We start from the raw sequence: 15,729 nt of genomic DNA, 5'->3' as shown, positions 1-15,729 counted from the left end.
AAGGTGGAGCAGGAAAGGGATGCTTACCGAGAGACCAAGCCCTGAAGAATGGTTCGGATGAACGGGACCAATTGTCATTGTTCCGTCCAGGTGCATCAGGAAACGGTGGCTCCCTCTTGGCCTGATTTCATCGGAATCAATTCCCTTCAAGACTGCGATGAGGGTTTTTCCTGAAACCGCAGAAGATCTCTTATCACTTCTACGGTAACTCGCTTTCCGCCTGCAAAGTGAGGTGACTCAGGTTCAGTGCCTGCAACCTCAAGGCAAAGCTCGATGGTTTCCGTGATTCGCTCCATCAATTGATCCAGCGTTCGAGCTTGCATATGGCAACCGGATAGAGCAGGGGCGGTCGCCACGAAGAACCCTTCTGAATCCATTTCGACGACTACATCAAACTGTCTGGACATTCAAGCCACCTCCCCAGCCACTGAAACTGCATAGCCGCGGTCTGGTTCAGGGGCCCTGCTTTCTGGACGGTCCAACGCTGCCCTTGAGTGCCAGGCAAGGACTTTAGAGCGCTAGCCGGAATTCGGTGGTGTCCTGTCCACTCGAGGGGCTTGTTATCCGTTCCTCTATGCCGTGACACTTCTCTGGAGTGTCTCCTGAGCGAGCGTGTTGAGACTCTTTCCCTGCACCTCCGCAGTTATTGCCAATTTCTCGTGAAGTTCTGGCGGAATCCGAAGATTGAACTTTCCTGAAAAGCTTCTACGGGGCTCGATTCCTTGCTCTTTACAAACATCTAGAAAGACGTCCAATGACTTTTTGAACTCACGGCGAAGCTCATCTGGACTCGTGCCATAGAAGTCCGCTCCTCCAGAAAGCCCAAGAATTTCCCCTCGGAATTGATCTGTTTCCTCGTCGTACTCAATCTTGGCGTGGTAGCCATCCACTTTCATGAGATTCATCATGGTGACACTCCGTGTTCTTCAAGCCATTTGCGGATTGAAGCAACAGCACCCTTGTCTGTATCAGGCGATGGGTGGGGTCTGTGAAAGACCCTGACTTCGCCAAACAGAACGACCGAAACTCGGCTGCCCAACCTCTCACTGACATCCCCACCAAGCTCCTGAAACAGGGCTTCAATGTCCCTCCACGGCAAGCTGGCGTTTACAGGACGGGAGAAGATCAGCTCAAGGGTGCGCTGGTGCTTCCGCTTCATCCATGCATGGTACTGCAATTCGGTACTAGATGCAACTTCCGGTCATCGGCTTGCTGGATACGGATAATGCTTGCCATCACCTAGCCGCCGTGAGCTCAGGCAGGAACCAGAGAGATCCCGGAGGCGGCTCAGGTGAATGGCATTGTTAGCGGTCATCTATGCGTTCCCGCCAGTACTCTGGGCGGCGTGCATGATGAGGAAGTGCAAAGACAACTATTCCATTGTCATCCGGTCGATACACAAGCGAAAAAGGAAAGTCCTTGAGGAACATTCGCCGAGTATTTTCCGATGCTAGTGTCCCTGTGAGAGGGTAGGCGAGGGCGCGAGCAGTGGCATCTTCAACGGCAGAAAGGAACCGACTACCAAGCCCCAACTCTTTGTTGTTGTAGTAGGCAACTTCTGCAAGAAGCTCGCGCCTAGCAGGAGCAACAAAGAGTGCGCGCCTCACTGCAGGCTTTGATAAGCTTCAGCAAATACTTCTTCGGCCGAGTAAGAAGGAATCTCGCCACGGTCAAATGCACTGACACGCTCTTCAACCTCATCGGCCCAGGCTGCCTCAATTTCAGTGATTGAGGTGTGGAGTGACTCAAGCATGCTCTCAGCAAGCCTTGCCCGATCCTCTGCGCTTAGGGCGCGTGCCTGCTCCTCAATGTTCTTAAGCAAGGCTGACATGGCACTCAACCAAGATGTCTGATCAGTAAATCTACTCTGTTTCATCCGGTGTTGGGTACCGCTAACGCTGCCCCTGAGTGGCAGGCAAGGAGTCTGGGGTGGCGTAGCAGAGAGAAATAGGTGGCCTGACCACTCAAGGGGTGTGTTATGCGCGCATCATAGTTGACATATGCAGTTAAACTGCCTTCAACTTGATTGCATGCAATGCGTATATCCAAGCATAGTATCGCAGCGATGTTACTCACAGGAACTGTTAGTACTTGCCTTGCCTCGCATCCAGTTCTTGCGGATGCGGCGCCGGACGCCCATTCGGTGAGTACAACTGAGCTGGTTGATCGAATTAAATCCTTGGAACGTAGAGTAGAGAAGCAACTCTCGAAGCCCAAGGACATTTGGGACATCCTAAGTGCAGTCTCTGGCCTTGTGACTGGGGTGTTTATTGGAGGAATCGGCATCATCCTTACACAACAGTATAATCAGCGACAGAATCAACTGAGGCAGGAAGATGTTGCAAACCAGGAAACGGCAACTCGGATTAAGGCGCTTGAAGTAATTCGTGATTTCATGCCAGATCTGAGGAAAGGCAGCTCCGAAGAGATCAAGAACATTATCCTGCTCATCGATAGGCTAGTTGGGAGCCGAATTCCTGGAGCAGTTCTTGGGGAAACCCTTAACTCTTTCTGCCAGTCCCAAGATGACGTCAAGGCGCTAGGAAGGCAGATGGCAATTAACAGGCTAGATGAACTATTAGAGAGACTTGCAGTTTTTCAGCCGCACCTGCAAGTCAGCGTCCTTCAGGAAAACCCTACAGAGCCTGGTTTGCAGCAAAACCCATACGCATATTTCGTTGAACCAATGCTACGCCAAATTACCGGCAGTGATCCAATAAGCAAGTCTCTCCCTAGTGAAGTTGTGGGAGAGATTGACAAGGTGTCTAGGAATCCTAATACACTAATCGTGGATGTCAAGGAAAATCTGGAGGCAATTATTTCAACTGTAAAAGGTCATTAACAGAATTGTGCCATGATTATTGCTCAAGGGCACCTCGAAAAATCTACGTCGCTCCCTGACAGACTTTGAAATAAGCAATAGAATTGGTTCAGTTCAATACAGCTGAATGGGACAGCGTGGATTCTGGGATGAGGAGAAGCGCATCCACAGGCTTCAGCAGAAGAAGCCTACGTTAGCGACCCTATCCGAGACGATTCCTTGGGAAGCCTTCAGGCCCCTGCTGGAGCAGGGTTACAGCCATGAACGGAAGAGCAATGCTGGCAGGAAACGGATTGATCCGCTCATCCTCTTCAAGATGCTGGTGCTTCAGCAGCTGTTCAACCTCAGCGATGAAGAGCTGGAATTCCAGGTCAATGACAGACGCTCATTCGAGGAATTTGTCGGACTGGGAGTGATGAACACCATTCCTGATGCCACCACGATTGCCTTCTTCCGCGAGCGTCTCCGCAAGGCGGGCGTTATCGATGAGCTCTTTGACCGGTTCGAGGAGCACCTGCGGTCCGAGGGACTGGAGGCCCGTGGAGGGCAGATCATCGATGCGACACTGGTCCCTGTTCCCAAACAGCGAAACTCAAGGGAGGAGAACAAGACCATTAAGGATGGAGCCATCCCAGAGAAGTGGCTGAACAAGCCAAACCGACTGCGCCAAAAGGACACTGACGCCCGCTGGGTCAAGAAGAATGGCATCAGCCATTACGGATACAAGAACAGCATATGCATTGATGCCACTCACGGCTTCATTCGAAGATTTTCCATTACCCCAGCCAACATTCACGACAGCCAGATGCTTACACAGGTGCTAGACCCTGAGAACAGGGATGACTTCGTCTGGGCTGATTCTGGCTACGCCGGCGTGCGGTATGAGGATCTGCTGGATATGGCTGGTTTTGAGAGCAGAATTCATGAAAAGGGCTCACGCTGCCATCCATTGAGCGAAGAAGCCCAGGAGCGCAACAAGGCACGATCTAGTGTGCGGGCAAGGGTTGAGCACGTCTTTGGTGCAATCACAACTTGGATGCGCGGCAAGCTGACGAGGCGGATTGGATTGGCCAGAACGAGAGCTTGGTGGGGACTGCGTAATCTGACTTACAACTTTCTTCGATACCTGCATAGCAACTCAAAGGCAACGCCGGCCTCCTGATCATTCGACAGGGAGATAAACGACTCGACTTAAAGAAATTGATGCCAGTCGTCAGGAGCATCTGCACGTGCAGAGGATTTCCTTGCAGCGTCTCAATATTGCCTCAAAAGTGGCAATATTTCGAGGTTCCCTCAATAGACTTTCCTGCGCATAACGCTTGAGATCAGTGGCGGGCAGGAGCCCAATGCATTCATCGAACTTTATTGGGCACGCCCGCTGGATCTTGGTGTTAGAAAGCAAATAATTCATTATTCCTTGTCCAGCATACGCTCAACACAAAACTAGCTGTGAGTTCACCCTCTAGCAAGGTGAATCAAAACAACTAATTCCCTTGATCTTCTCACCAGCTAGGTTACCAGCAGACTTAGCCACCTCAAAGGTATCAGCAACACTCATTACGACTGCAACTGCCTGAAGGCCACCCCCCCTGCCAACACAAGTAATAGAAACATAAGCTCCGTCTTTCACGCCAGCAACTTCTAAATTGTTAGACCTATATATTCGAAAAACCTAGACTTCTTGCTGCATCATTTGCAAATCTATAGCAAGTCTTCTCAGAGGTGGTCTTGACAGCGGTTTTATAGAAATAAAGCGCTGCTGCTTTTGATGGAAGAGTAGACGTGCTGACTAGCAATGCTGAAAATAGAGCTGTGGGAATGGCTAGGATGCCTTGCGAGCGTAAATCAGTAATCATTGGTCATTGCCTAAGTGCTTCCAAAGGCATCTTAATCCAGCCTTTCGAAATCAGCATTATCTTCACGCATCTTATGGATATCTGCTCCATGGTTTAGTACGTAGTCTTTCTAACGCTCACCATCACCTGGCCGCAGTGAAGCTGAGATCAAGATACGAACTATTCGGCGGCGGCTCTGGTGAATGGGGATGTTAGGTGGACGCTTGAAGCCGAAGCTGCAAACCATCTTTTAGCCTTTGCATGTCCGCACGAATTTCATCTGGGTCAACAGAAAGATCGAGCACTCCAAGGAGATCTTCATGGCAAATGTGCTTCTGTGCATTGCGAATAACGTACCAGAGCAGCCCTTCAACATAGAATTTTAGGATATAGATAAGACGCTCGATCTCGTCAGGCGTTGCCCCGGCGTGGGCAATCATATTTCTGTGATCTCGAATAAACTCAAGCAAAAGCCTGCCCTGCTTAGGCTTATAGTCGAGGAAGGTTGCCCTTTTGATCAGTTTACTCGAATCACCCACGCTCTTTACTCCCGCAATCTCTTCAAGAGTACTCCATAGATTTATCAATGTAGTCGTTGCATCGTATGAGTCCAAAGCTCTGACATATCTAACCAGAAACTTTTCAAGCTTATGGCCATAATGTGAGTTTCGTATCTGATTTCGTACAAACCTCTCAAACTTTTTAAGATTCACGTACTCGCTGCCAATAGGTTTCGGCTTGGTCTCCTTGGGCATATAAGAAGTCCACCAAACACCATCAAGAGCTAGCTTCCCAGCATGTGTGTGCAGTGTATGAATGGGGCCAGGGGGAACTGCATTTACTGGCGTCCATCCTCCGTCAGATATCCAAGTCTCCCTAATACTAATTCGTCTATTGTAATAGAGATTCCAGAGGCTTCTCAGCAAATCAAGAGAATGCAATGCTGCCTCGGCTGCGCCCCAATGATCTCTTGCTTGAACGTGAGCCTTGACATACGAGTAGCCACTTGGTGTCGCATCCTTAACACGAACACTACCACCATCGGGAAGAGGAAATGAACTTGGCCGAGCTGGATAGAATGTAAGCGTGGCTGTTGGAGCTGAGACTCGTTTGATCTGCTGATTATACTTCAGTGAGACAGACGAGAGCAGGACGAATGAAGTCTTGGTCGTTTGAAGATAAACTTGTTCTTCTTGTCGTAGTAGCCGTGCCAAATGGATATCGCTTTTGGGTCCAGATCTCGCAATCCCCAGAATGCACTTTGACATCGCAGCCTGTCTGGTCTCCGTGGGGATCTCATCATTGAACCTAAAGAGCCCACAGAGAATATCTAGGTAGACCTTAAAAAGATTGTGGTCTAGGTATGTGATGCCATTGCCTCCCGAGGATGACAGTAATGCGCAAGTTTCTCTGACAAGCTCTTGTGCGCTCATCCCCTTTGAATCCCGCCAATCAGTTCGAGCCGACATCTTTCTATGAGTCTCTTAAGGGAACCTCGAACTATTGCCACTTTTGAGGCAATATTGAGACGCTGCAAGGAAATCCTCTGCACGTGCAGATGCTCCTGACGACTGGCATCAATTACTTTAAGTCGAGTCGTTTATCTCCCTGTCGAATGATCAGGAGGCCGGCGTTGCCTTTGAGTTGCTATGCAGGTATCGAAGAAAGTTGTAAGTCAGATTACGCAGTCCCCACCAAGCTCTCGTTCTGGCCAATCCAATCCGCCTCGTCAGCTTGCCGCGCATCCAAGTTGTGATTGCACCAAAGACGTGCTCAACCCTTGCCCGCACACTAGATCGTGCCTTGTTGCGCTCCTGGGCTTCTTCGCTCAATGGATGGCAGCGTGAGCCCTTTTCATGAATTCTGCTCTCAAAACCAGCCATATCCAGCAGATCCTCATACCGCACGCCGGCGTAGCCAGAATCAGCCCAGACGAAGTCATCCCTGTTCTCAGGGTCTAGCACCTGTGTAAGCATCTGGCTGTCGTGAATGTTGGCTGGGGTAATGGAAAATCTTCGAATGAAGCCGTGAGTGGCATCAATGCATATGCTGTTCTTGTATCCGTAATGGCTGATGCCATTCTTCTTGACCCAGCGGGCGTCAGTGTCCTTTTGGCGCAGTCGGTTTGGCTTGTTCAGCCACTTCTCTGGGATGGCTCCATCCTTAATGGTCTTGTTCTCCTCCCTTGAGTTTCGCTGTTTGGGAACAGGGACCAGTGTCGCATCGATGATCTGCCCTCCACGGGCCTCCAGTCCCTCGGACCGCAGGTGCTCCTCGAACCGGTCAAAGAGCTCATCGATAACGCCCGCCTTGCGGAGACGCTCGCGGAAGAAGGCAATCGTGGTGGCATCAGGAATGGTGTTCATCACTCCCAGTCCGACAAATTCCTCGAATGAGCGTCTGTCATTGACCTGGAATTCCAGCTCTTCATCGCTGAGGTTGAACAGCTGCTGAAGCACCAGCATCTTGAAGAGGATGAGCGGATCAATCCGTTTCCTGCCAGCATTGCTCTTCCGTTCATGGCTGTAACCCTGCTCCAGCAGGGGCCTGAAGGCTTCCCAAGGAATCGTCTCGGATAGGGTCGCTAACGTAGGCTTCTTCTGCTGAAGCCTGTGGATGCGCTTCTCCTCATCCCAGAATCCACGCTGTCCCATTCAGCTGTATTGAACTGAACCAATTCTATTGCTTATTTCAAAGTCTGTCAGGGAGCGACGTAGATTTTTCGAGGTGCCCTTAAGGCTAGCTTAAATTAGCTTTCTCATGGGCTCAGTGGATGCTTATGCATCTCAAGGCTTTCGCCCCCTCTGCCAGGAAAGTTGACGCCTCTCCATCTCGACCATTTCCACCACCAGGGGGCCTGATGGAACCGATCAATGCGTCCTTACAGCGAGGCTGTCAAAGCTGATGTCCGCCGGCGGATGGGGCCTCCCCATCGCCAGAGCGTGACGGAGATCGCCCAGGAGCTGGGCATCCACGTGATCACCCTCTACAAATGGCGCAAGGCCTGGCGTCTGCAGGGGGAGGTGGTGCCGGCTACCCAGAAGGACCCCGAGGGTTGGGGCCCAACTGACAAGTTCACGGTGGTCCTGGAGACTGCTGGGTTCAACGCCACCGAACTCGGCGCTTACTGCCGCGAGCGGGGTCTGTTCCCCGAGCAGGTGGATCGCTGGCGCCAGGCCGCCCAGGATGCCAACGCACAGCCGCTGGTGACGATGGCCGAGCAGAAGGACCTGGAGAAGCGCCACCAGGCCGATCAGCGGGAGATCAAGCGGCTGCAGCAGGAGCTGCGCCGCAAGGACAAGGCCCTGGCGGAGGCGGCGGCGCTGCTGATGGCCTCAAAAAAGATCCAGGCCTTCTGGGGAGAGGACGGGGGCGACTGACCTCACCGTCTGATCGCCGCAAGGCCCTGGGGATCCTCGAGGCCGGCATGGCCGCGGGCGCACGGGCCCGTGAGGTGGCCGCTTTGCTTGGTGTGGGGCTCACCACCCTGCAGCGCTGGCGGCGTCAGTTCGCTGGTGATGGGGACGGCAGCGATCGCCGCAGAGGAAGCCCCCGCCATGTGGCCCATCGCCTGAGTGAGGAGGAGCGCCAGCGAATTCTGCTCACCTGCAACCAGACGGAATTCGCGGCGCTGCCGCCGGGGCAGATCGTGCCGGTCCTGGCGGATCGGGGCCTCTATATCGGCTCGGAGCGGAGCTTCTACCGGGTGCTCCATGCCCACGGCCAGGCCCACCGCCGCGGGCGGGCCCGTCCGCCCCAAGAGCCCCGTCCGGTGCCACGGCTGCAGGCCAGGGGGCCGAATCAGCTGTGGAGCTGGGACATCACCTACCTGCCCACCAGCGTTCGGGGGGTGTGGCTGTACCTCTATCTGGTGATCGACGTCTGGAGTCGCAAGGTGGTGGCCTGGGATGTGGCCGAGCGGGAAGACGCCCAGATCGCCGCTGATCTGGTCGGCCGTGGCTGTCTGCGGGAGCGGATCAGTAAGGGCCGCCGCCAGCCGCTGGTCCTCCATGCCGACAACGGCAACGCCATGCGCGCTGCCACCCTGGAAGCCCGGCTGGAGGAGCTGGGGGTGCTCAGATCCTTCTCCAGGCCCAGGGTCAGCAACGACAATCCCTACTCGGAGTCGCTGTTCCGAACGGTCAAGTACCGACCGGACTACCCCAGGCGGCCATTCCAAAGCAAGGACGACGCCTGCGCCTGGGTGGCCACGTTCGTGAGCTGGTACAACCACCAGCACCGCCACAGCGCCATCCGATTCGTGACGCCCCACCAGCGCCACAGCGGTCAGGCCGAGGAAATCTGCCGCCACCGTTCCCGCGTCTATGAGCAGGCCCGGCAGTGTCACCCCCGCCGCTGGAGCCGCTGCACCCGCAGCTGGCATCAACCGGAGGTGGTCTGGATCAATCCACCGCCTCCAGAAAACGCCAACGGTCCGGCTACTTTGTCGATCGCCGTCTGATTGGCGGCAGGGGCGTCATCTTTTCTGGCAGTCACCGTCGCTGCTGTGCATTGTAAGTGCTTTTACTCGTGGTGCTTTCAGACATTCCATGTCTGAAAGCCAACGGCAGTGGCCGAGATGATGATGTAGGTGTCACGTGCCTCTCTGCGTGCCACCTAACGCTCAAGATCAGCGGCGGGGATTAGCTCTGTGAATCCAACAGGCATGCTGGGCTGCCCGACCGCTGCATCTTGATGTTAGGCCTTCGAGCGAAGCAGTTGATCGTAGTCTGCATGACTACCAATCCACACCCAAATCAAGTCATCGCCGCCGCCTTCAACTGCTAAAGCTCTAAAACGTAAGCCAACTCTCGCCGACCAAAACTTGCCGATCCTCTTGAAATGGAGCGAAGGGTGACGTGGCTCGGACCTAAGGAGTTCGAAGCAGCGATCAGCCTGGAGCTTGACCTCTGACGGAAGGCAGTGATAACAAGCCCAAAAGCGCGGACTGGCGCGATGCCTCATAACTCAGAACATCGCCCAGCCTGACTGTCGCTGATTGCCTCATTTGCGAGCCAGTCCAGCTTGCCTGCGCTCATGTCATCCTCCATCTGCTGGTCCCAGTCCGATGCGTCGAACGACAGGTACCAGGTCCGGAACTCGGCCCGCTTGGCCGGCGGCAGCTGCTGAACCGCAGCCTCAATCTCTTCAAGGGTGCTCATGAGAGCCATGGTAGCTGAGTTGTCCGGCTGAGACGTGGCACATCCCGGATAGGCCTAACGCTCGCAATCACCTGGCCGCAATGTGCAATGGCGAGAACCCGTTGCAGGCCAACATGGGCTGATGGCGGCGGCTCAGGTGGATTGCGATGTTAGATGTCCTGTCAGAGGAAATGTCATCACCAAGTTTCTCTACCCCAGCTTCCGCCGCAAAAGCTTTGCCATAGCGCTTTTAGCCCTTGCCACGAACTCATCTTCAGTCTCGTCATTAAGAGGGACACCAATATCATCACTCAGCTCAGATATGAATTCTTCGCTTTGAGGAAGGGATGCTACCTTCTCTGCGAACTCTTCTCTTGATGCTTCAGGAAATGGGAGCCCTGTAGAAAGCATTGCCCCAACTAGACTCCCTGAAATTGCTGTAGAGCCTACCGAGAAGGACTGGAGTTTAGGGGGTAGTGCTTTATCTGGATTATCGTCGGAATTGAAGAATTCCTTGAAGCTTTCGTCGTTGCTCATGGACTTTTAAATTTACGATAGTAAGCACGGAAGATGTGATCGAAGCACTCGGTTGCGAGTTCGATTATTTTATCCTTGATTGGTTGAGGAATTTCTCTCCATAACCCGAGGATCCATGTTATGAGCTTCCAAATTTGATCGAGCATCTTTGTTGCGGCACTTTTCTAAGTATGCACTCTGCCGAGCTGGGGTGCAAGGCCAGCGCATCTAACGTTCCCACTCAGCCGCGGGCAGTAATTTGAGTATAAAGAGACTCCTCGATTAGGAGCTCATGGATCCCGTCGGCTGCAGTGGGATGTTGGGCTGCTCGCATTATCTGGGTGCTCTGATCCATCCAGCTGAGACCGCCTCCTGTTCGGTGCAGAACCACTGTTCTCCCTTCTCGGGACTAATCTTGGTGATTTCATAATCTTCCATGCCAACTACATGGTAAACCTTCCTGCCAGAGTCAAACGATACATTCCCCTTCACAAGGCAGCCTGGCTTTGATGTTGATTCAATTATCCCTGGGAAATACCCTGAGCAAAATTGCACCCCAAGGGCAAGAAATCCTCCAATGAGCGCTACCATACCGATTCTTTGCAACAATGAGTTCTGCCTTCTGCTGGCCATACGGCATGAACTCTTGGATGAGATCTGAGATCGAGACATGCCTACAGCTCCTAGTATCTGAGCCTGCGATACTCGGACGCGCCCATCAGTACCAGCTTTGATAGTAAACCGAAGTCGGTCCCCATTTGTGGGGCGTCTACCACATTCCTGTATGTCACTTATATGTACAAATGCTTCAACTATTATGGCTTCTCCTTCAGGCCTAACAAAGCCAAAGCCTCTTTGATCATTCCATTTAACGAGCTTTCCAGTCATCCAAGAATGCGTCATTACCACTCTAGAACTACTGGTTGAAACATTAGCAATATCCAGTCTACCAGGATCTTCTGTCTGAATTATTAAGATCAGTGCATGATACACGAAGCAGCCCAACGCTGCAGATGAACGGCAAGGCGTTTTGCTGACAACTTAGCGAGATTACAGTCCACGCCGCCTTGTCCGCCTCAATCTGCTTGTTCGATGCCGGCCAACGACAGCCCGCAGTCTCCTTGCCCTTTCATCATCATCTTTACCAAAGATAATGGCAAAGTCACTGATGAAGATTGCGACCCAGACGCCTACAAATACTAGGCCGGCCATTGAGGTGACTATTGTTAAAGAGACTCCGAGCATACCCTCAGCCTGATAACTTCGATTTGTGTGGATTCCTGCAGAGTGAATCATGTGAAGAACCGCTCTACACCAGTCCCGAGTAATGATTGAGCCGGTTTTCAGATATATGATATTCCCTGCGATCAAGAACCACCCAAAGAACATTAGTATGACATAACCTAGATCTTGAATTCTGACTCGAATTGCAACTACGATGCGATTTCTACGGGGGTCAATCACATGCTTTTTCCAAAGCCTGCGTGAAGCACCGCTCCGAATAAACAACACCTCGTTTAACCAGTAAGCCAGTATAGAGATAGCCACATATAGAGTTGTTACCAGGAATGGAACTCTATTCCTTTCGGAAAGAATAAGAAGCCCAGAACCTCCGACTCCGACAAGCATCCAGCCATGGAACCAGAGGTTCTTGGTTTGCCAGATGCCTTGATTACGCACTAATGAACAGGAAGATTTCGCAAGCCATTTCAAAAACAGACTGAGTTGCTTCCAGGTTGTAAATGCCAACGCATCCATATGGAGCCATCCAGCTTGCGACTGATAGTTACTAATTATACTTATATCTTCCCAGAGTGCAGCGAACGCTGCCCCTGAGTGGCAGGCAGGGAGTCGAGGGAGGCGCAGCAAAGAGCTGGTGGTGGCCTGTCCACTCGAGGGGCTTGTTAGGCAGCTGCTTTAAACGCCTTTTCCAGGAAAGCAACGATAAATTCCCGATGCTTGGAAGCATCCGCTGGTGTAAGACGTAGCCTGTAGCGCCCCCACCTTGAGTCGTAATCCATAACATCTAGACCCGAGTCATCAAGCTCGGCCTGCGTTTCTTCTGACTTTTCTAGGCGGACTTCAAGACGAAGCCAGTCCTTTTTAGGCCGAAAGATGACAAAGTTATTTGGCTGGCCTCCTTTGGCAATCCCAATATAGAACTTGTTGTACTTTAACTCTAAACCCGAGTCGAAGGCTTTGACGAGTTTAAGGATCTCATCGGCCATTGCTAGCGTTTGCTTGCTTGCACGAGCTTCCCAGAACGACCTATCTGTGACGGCTTGGACCTCTTCATCTTCATCCACTAATCCCAAGCGAACCTCGTCAAGCACCTTTGTGCAAACCAGAGAGACCGCCTCGCCAAGCTGAATAGCGTTTAGCTGAATAGCCACCAATGGGATTGAGCCATTGAAAAGCCCGATGACATTCAGGAATCTTGTTGTTATATCCTCGGCTACGATAACAGCTGTGTGTTCGTACTGGGGATAGCGCTTCCGCTCAATGTCCCAGTATTCAATGGTGCGAATGATATGCGCTTCGTCGGTTTTGCCGAGTTGGATCTCAACCTCATACCTGCGGTTGCTATCTCCTTCTTGGAGGAGAAGATCAAGTCTTCCCGCCCTGGGCTGCGGCCTTTCGCGATCCTTCAAAACAAGGTCGCCTAGGCCAAGAATTGCCGGATCTTCACCAATCCTTTCCTGAAGCCACTTCTCATCAAGCTCGGGATTAGCTTTAAGCCAAATCCGTTCCCCCCTCTGCCAGGAAAGTTGACGCCTCTCCATCTCGACCATTTCCACCACCAGGGGGCCTGATGGAACCGATCAATGCGTCCTTACAGCGAGGCTGTCAAAGCTGATGTCCGCCGGCGGATGGGGCCTCCCCATCGCCAGAGCGTGACGGAGATCGCCCAGGAGCTGGGCATCCACGTGATCACCCTCTACAAATGGCGCAAGGCCTGGCGTCTGCAGGGGGAGGTGGTGCCGGCTACCCAGAAGGACCCCGAGGGTTGGGGCCCAACTGACAAGTTCACGGTGGTCCTGGAGACTGCTGGGTTCAACGCCACCGAACTCGGCGCTTACTGCCGCGAGCGGGGTCTGTTCCCCGAGCAGGTGGATCGCTGGCGCCAGGCCGCCCAGGATGCCAACGCACAGCCGCTGGTGACGATGGCCGAGCAGAAGGACCTGGAGAAGCGCCACCAGGCCGATCAGCGGGAGATCAAGCGGCTGCAGCAGGAGCTGCGCCGCAAGGACAAGGCCCTGGCGGAGGCGGCGGCGCTGCTGATGGCCTCAAAAAAGATCCAGGCCTTCTGGGGAGAGGACGGGGGCGACTGACCTCACCGTCTGATCGCCGCAAGGCCCTGGGGATCCTCGAGGCCGGCATGGCCGCGGGCGCACGGGCCCGTGAGGTGGCCGCTTTGCTTGGTGTGGGGCTCACCACCCTGCAGCGCTGGCGGCGTCAGTTCGCTGGTGATGGGGACGGCAGCGATCGCCGCAGAGGAAGCCCCCGCCATGTGGCCCATCGCCTGAGTGAGGAGGAGCGCCAGCGAATTCTGCTCACCTGCAACCAGACGGAATTCGCGGCGCTGCCGCCGGGGCAGATCGTGCCGGTCCTGGCGGATCGGGGCCTCTATATCGGCTCGGAGCGGAGCTTCTACCGGGTGCTCCATGCCCACGGCCAGGCCCACCGCCGCGGGCGGGCCCGTCCGCCCCAAGAGCCCCGTCCGGTGCCACGGCTGCAGGCCAGGGGGCCGAATCAGCTGTGGAGCTGGGACATCACCTACCTGCCCACCAGCGTTCGGGGGGTGTGGCTGTACCTCTATCTGGTGATCGACGTCTGGAGTCGCAAGGTGGTGGCCTGGGATGTGGCCGAGCGGGAAGACGCCCAGATCGCCGCTGATCTGGTCGGCCGTGGCTGTCTGCGGGAGCGGATCAGTAAGGGCCGCCGCCAGCCGCTGGTCCTCCATGCCGACAACGGCAACGCCATGCGCGCTGCCACCCTGGAAGCCCGGCTGGAGGAGCTGGGGGTGCTCAGATCCTTCTCCAGGCCCAGGGTCAGCAACGACAATCCCTACTCGGAGTCGCTGTTCCGAACGGTCAAGTACCGACCGGACTACCCCAGGCGGCCATTCCAAAGCAAGGACGACGCCTGCGCCTGGGTGGCCACGTTCGTGAGCTGGTACAACCACCAGCACCGCCACAGCGCCATCCGATTCGTGACGCCCCACCAGCGCCACAGCGGTCAGGCCGAGGAAATCTGCCGCCACCGTTCCCGCGTCTATGAGCAGGCCCGGCAGTGTCACCCCCGCCGCTGGAGCCGCTGCACCCGCAGCTGGCATCAACCGGAGGTGGTCTGGATCAATCCACCGCCTCCAGAAAACGCCAACGGTCCGGCTACTTTGTCGATCGCCGTCTGATTGGCGGCAGGGGCGTCATCTTTTCTGGCAGTCACCGTTCTGGCTTGGCGTATTTCAGTGGGGCCATAGGGTCTTAAGGAGATTTCATCCAGTATGCCTAACGCTGCCAATCAGCGGCGGGCATGAAATTGGCGCCGAGAACAGCAACTTCAAAGGCCCGGCCGCTGAATTGGCATGTTAGGTGTTCCTTGTGGTAAGTGATACTGCTTCGCGAATCACAAACTGCTTTGGCAGGACTGCAAAGAGCCATTTTCCTTTCCGCATTCTGTGCCTAACGGTTTGCCGATAGGCGCTGGGATCTGGAGCTCTCTTTCTCTTGTGTCGATGACCATTGCAGTAAGTACATGCTGCCGCGATGTTCTTCGTACTGTCTGCTCCGCCTTCGGAGCGGCTTTGAAGGTGTTCAGCCGTGCACCGCAACAGCCTTGCTTGGCGAAGGCTTAACTTATACATTGAGGCAAATTCTTCTGGTTCTCGTTCCCAAACAGGAAGTCCACAGTAATAGCAGCGATTCGACTGCGCTAATGCTGACTTCTCGCGAAGGCGCTTCATTTTGGAAGGCATGGTGACTCAACGAACGATCGTTTGAATCCCGCATGACTTGCGCTTAAACGTAAGGTCGGAGGCGGGTACCCCCGAGGCCGGTTGAACCACTGAAGGGTCCGGCACCCCTACTCTTGGTAGCGGCTCTTAAAGCATACACGATTTCGATTTCCCGCTGCTGCCTTGGACACACCTAACGCTCAAGATCAGCGGCGGCAACTCGCTGAAGGCACACAATTGAAGTGTGTGGCCCCGCCCGCTGGATCTTGATGTTAGACACTCAGAAGAATCATGCTAAAAGGCTTGCACGCTGCCAACCCTCTGAAAGCACATTGTAGCGAGTCTTGTAGTTAGAGGGAGACCTACTTATCACCCCATGATCAGAACTTGGATGCTGTGTGACGAAGACGATTCGCTCGCGACCCAAGCAATTGATAGTGCTTACTTTGTTAAGGGAGT

Annotated in this window: 14 protein-coding genes and 2 pseudogenes; 4 read left to right on the top strand and 12 right to left on the bottom strand. The window is 54.0% G+C overall.

Features of this window, described 5'->3' with window-relative positions; genetic code table 11:
* Window positions 1-572: 572 nt before the first annotated feature.
* From ACXMDY_RS12430 to ACXMDY_RS12415, 4 genes are all read right to left on the bottom strand, one after another.
* A complete protein-coding gene (locus ACXMDY_RS12430; RefSeq protein ID WP_259702703.1) occupies window positions 573-908 on the bottom strand; it encodes a type II toxin-antitoxin system HicB family antitoxin in 336 nt (111 codons plus the stop codon).
* Window positions 905-1,159, bottom strand: a complete 255-nt coding sequence (locus tag ACXMDY_RS12425) for a type II toxin-antitoxin system HicA family toxin (RefSeq protein ID WP_259702704.1) — start codon at window positions 1,157-1,159, stop codon at window positions 905-907. The genes ACXMDY_RS12430 and ACXMDY_RS12425 overlap by 4 nt, the downstream gene beginning before the upstream one ends.
* A 145-nt stretch (window positions 1,160-1,304) precedes the next feature.
* Complete coding sequence (locus ACXMDY_RS12420; RefSeq protein WP_399236118.1) at window positions 1,305-1,607, bottom strand: type II toxin-antitoxin system RelE/ParE family toxin; 303 nt, start codon at window positions 1,605-1,607, stop codon at window positions 1,305-1,307.
* Window positions 1,604-1,831: an addiction module protein gene (locus ACXMDY_RS12415; RefSeq protein ID WP_259702705.1), complete on the bottom strand. Its 228-nt coding sequence runs from the start codon at window positions 1,829-1,831 to the stop codon at window positions 1,604-1,606. Before ACXMDY_RS12415 ends, ACXMDY_RS12420 begins: the two co-directional genes overlap by 4 nt.
* Before the next feature lie 348 nt (window positions 1,832-2,179).
* On the opposite strand from ACXMDY_RS12415, the gene ACXMDY_RS12410 reads away from it, so the two are divergent.
* Together ACXMDY_RS12410 and ACXMDY_RS12405 are read left to right on the top strand one after the other, a co-directional pair.
* The gene (locus tag ACXMDY_RS12410) at window positions 2,180-2,842 is read left to right on the top strand and encodes a hypothetical protein (RefSeq protein ID WP_457767636.1); all 663 of its coding nucleotides are present in this window, start codon (window positions 2,180-2,182) and stop codon (window positions 2,840-2,842) included.
* Between the two features lie 106 nt (window positions 2,843-2,948).
* Complete coding sequence (locus ACXMDY_RS12405; RefSeq protein ID WP_457767360.1) at window positions 2,949-3,983, top strand: IS5 family transposase; 1,035 nt, start codon at window positions 2,949-2,951, stop codon at window positions 3,981-3,983.
* Window positions 3,984-4,868: 885 nt separating this feature from the next.
* Here ACXMDY_RS12405 and ACXMDY_RS12400 read toward each other — a convergent pair.
* The gene (locus tag ACXMDY_RS12400) at window positions 4,869-6,089 is read right to left on the bottom strand and encodes a hypothetical protein (protein WP_457767635.1); all 1,221 of its coding nucleotides are present in this window, start codon (window positions 6,087-6,089) and stop codon (window positions 4,869-4,871) included.
* Between the two features lie 186 nt (window positions 6,090-6,275).
* Window positions 6,276-7,310 (bottom strand): IS5 family transposase, encoded by a 1,035-nt coding sequence (locus tag ACXMDY_RS12395; protein ID WP_457767360.1) that lies wholly within the window; start codon window positions 7,308-7,310, stop codon window positions 6,276-6,278.
* A gap of 219 nt (window positions 7,311-7,529) precedes the next feature.
* On the opposite strand from ACXMDY_RS12395, the pseudogene ACXMDY_RS12390 reads away from it, so the two are divergent.
* Window positions 7,530-9,118 (top strand): annotated as a pseudogene (locus ACXMDY_RS12390) (IS3 family transposase).
* Window positions 9,119-9,354: 236 nt separating this feature from the next.
* Here the strand turns inward: ACXMDY_RS12390 and ACXMDY_RS12385 are convergent.
* The 5 genes from ACXMDY_RS12385 to ACXMDY_RS12365 all read right to left on the bottom strand — a co-directional run bounded on the left by ACXMDY_RS12385 (window position 9,355) and on the right by ACXMDY_RS12365 (window position 13,105).
* A complete protein-coding gene (locus ACXMDY_RS12385; protein ID WP_457767634.1) occupies window positions 9,355-9,621 on the bottom strand; it encodes a ParE family toxin-like protein in 267 nt (88 codons plus the stop codon).
* Complete coding sequence (locus ACXMDY_RS12380; RefSeq protein ID WP_457767633.1) at window positions 9,618-9,818, bottom strand: hypothetical protein; 201 nt, start codon at window positions 9,816-9,818, stop codon at window positions 9,618-9,620. Before ACXMDY_RS12380 ends, ACXMDY_RS12385 begins: the two co-directional genes overlap by 4 nt.
* A 189-nt stretch (window positions 9,819-10,007) precedes the next feature.
* The gene (locus ACXMDY_RS12375) at window positions 10,008-10,334 is read right to left on the bottom strand and encodes a hypothetical protein (RefSeq protein ID WP_457767632.1); all 327 of its coding nucleotides are present in this window, start codon (window positions 10,332-10,334) and stop codon (window positions 10,008-10,010) included.
* Between the two features lie 312 nt (window positions 10,335-10,646).
* Window positions 10,647-11,201, bottom strand: coding sequence for a cold-shock protein (locus ACXMDY_RS12370; RefSeq protein ID WP_457767631.1), 555 nt, complete (start codon window positions 11,199-11,201; stop codon window positions 10,647-10,649).
* 1,016 nt (window positions 11,202-12,217) lie between these two features.
* Window positions 12,218-13,105, bottom strand: coding sequence for a hypothetical protein (locus tag ACXMDY_RS12365; RefSeq protein ID WP_457767665.1), 888 nt, complete (start codon window positions 13,103-13,105; stop codon window positions 12,218-12,220).
* Window positions 13,106-13,138: 33 nt separating this feature from the next.
* Here ACXMDY_RS12365 and ACXMDY_RS12360 point away from each other — a divergent pair.
* Window positions 13,139-14,727 (top strand): annotated as a pseudogene (locus tag ACXMDY_RS12360) (IS3 family transposase).
* A 177-nt stretch (window positions 14,728-14,904) separates the two neighbouring features.
* On the opposite strand, the gene ACXMDY_RS12355 reads toward ACXMDY_RS12360, so the two are convergent.
* The gene (locus tag ACXMDY_RS12355; RefSeq protein ID WP_457767664.1) at window positions 14,905-15,180 is read right to left on the bottom strand and encodes an HNH endonuclease; all 276 of its coding nucleotides are present in this window, start codon (window positions 15,178-15,180) and stop codon (window positions 14,905-14,907) included.
* Window positions 15,181-15,729 lie beyond the last annotated feature (549 nt).

The sequence above is a fragment of the Cyanobium sp. ULC082 genome (assembly GCF_977927535.1).
Note: the sequence above shows the minus strand (reverse complement) of the source record. Positions and strands in the feature narration are given on the sequence as shown.

Excerpts from the sequence above, each read along its gene's own strand:
- ACXMDY_RS12400 (WP_457767635.1), bottom strand. The coding sequence starts at position 6,089 with ATGAGCGCACAAGAGCTTGTCAGAGAAACTTGCGCATTACTGTCATCC.
- ACXMDY_RS12395 (WP_457767360.1), bottom strand. The coding sequence starts at position 7,310 with ATGGGACAGCGTGGATTCTGGGATGAGGAGAAGCGCATCCACAGGCTT.
- ACXMDY_RS12415 (WP_259702705.1), bottom strand. The coding sequence starts at position 1,831 with ATGTCAGCCTTGCTTAAGAACATTGAGGAGCAGGCACGCGCCCTAAGC.
- ACXMDY_RS12375 (WP_457767632.1), bottom strand. The coding sequence starts at position 10,334 with ATGAGCAACGACGAAAGCTTCAAGGAATTCTTCAATTCCGACGATAAT.
- ACXMDY_RS12355 (WP_457767664.1), bottom strand. The coding sequence starts at position 15,180 with ATGTATAAGTTAAGCCTTCGCCAAGCAAGGCTGTTGCGGTGCACGGCT.
- ACXMDY_RS12405 (WP_457767360.1), top strand. The coding sequence starts at position 2,949 with ATGGGACAGCGTGGATTCTGGGATGAGGAGAAGCGCATCCACAGGCTT.
- ACXMDY_RS12380 (WP_457767633.1), bottom strand. The coding sequence starts at position 9,818 with ATGAGCACCCTTGAAGAGATTGAGGCTGCGGTTCAGCAGCTGCCGCCG.
- ACXMDY_RS12365 (WP_457767665.1), bottom strand. The coding sequence starts at position 13,105 with ATGGTCGAGATGGAGAGGCGTCAACTTTCCTGGCAGAGGGGGGAACGG.
- ACXMDY_RS12425 (WP_259702704.1), bottom strand. The coding sequence starts at position 1,159 with ATGAAGCGGAAGCACCAGCGCACCCTTGAGCTGATCTTCTCCCGTCCT.
- ACXMDY_RS12370 (WP_457767631.1), bottom strand. The coding sequence starts at position 11,201 with ATGACTGGAAAGCTCGTTAAATGGAATGATCAAAGAGGCTTTGGCTTT.
- ACXMDY_RS12430 (WP_259702703.1), bottom strand. The coding sequence starts at position 908 with ATGATGAATCTCATGAAAGTGGATGGCTACCACGCCAAGATTGAGTAC.
- ACXMDY_RS12385 (WP_457767634.1), bottom strand. The coding sequence starts at position 9,621 with ATGAGGCATCGCGCCAGTCCGCGCTTTTGGGCTTGTTATCACTGCCTT.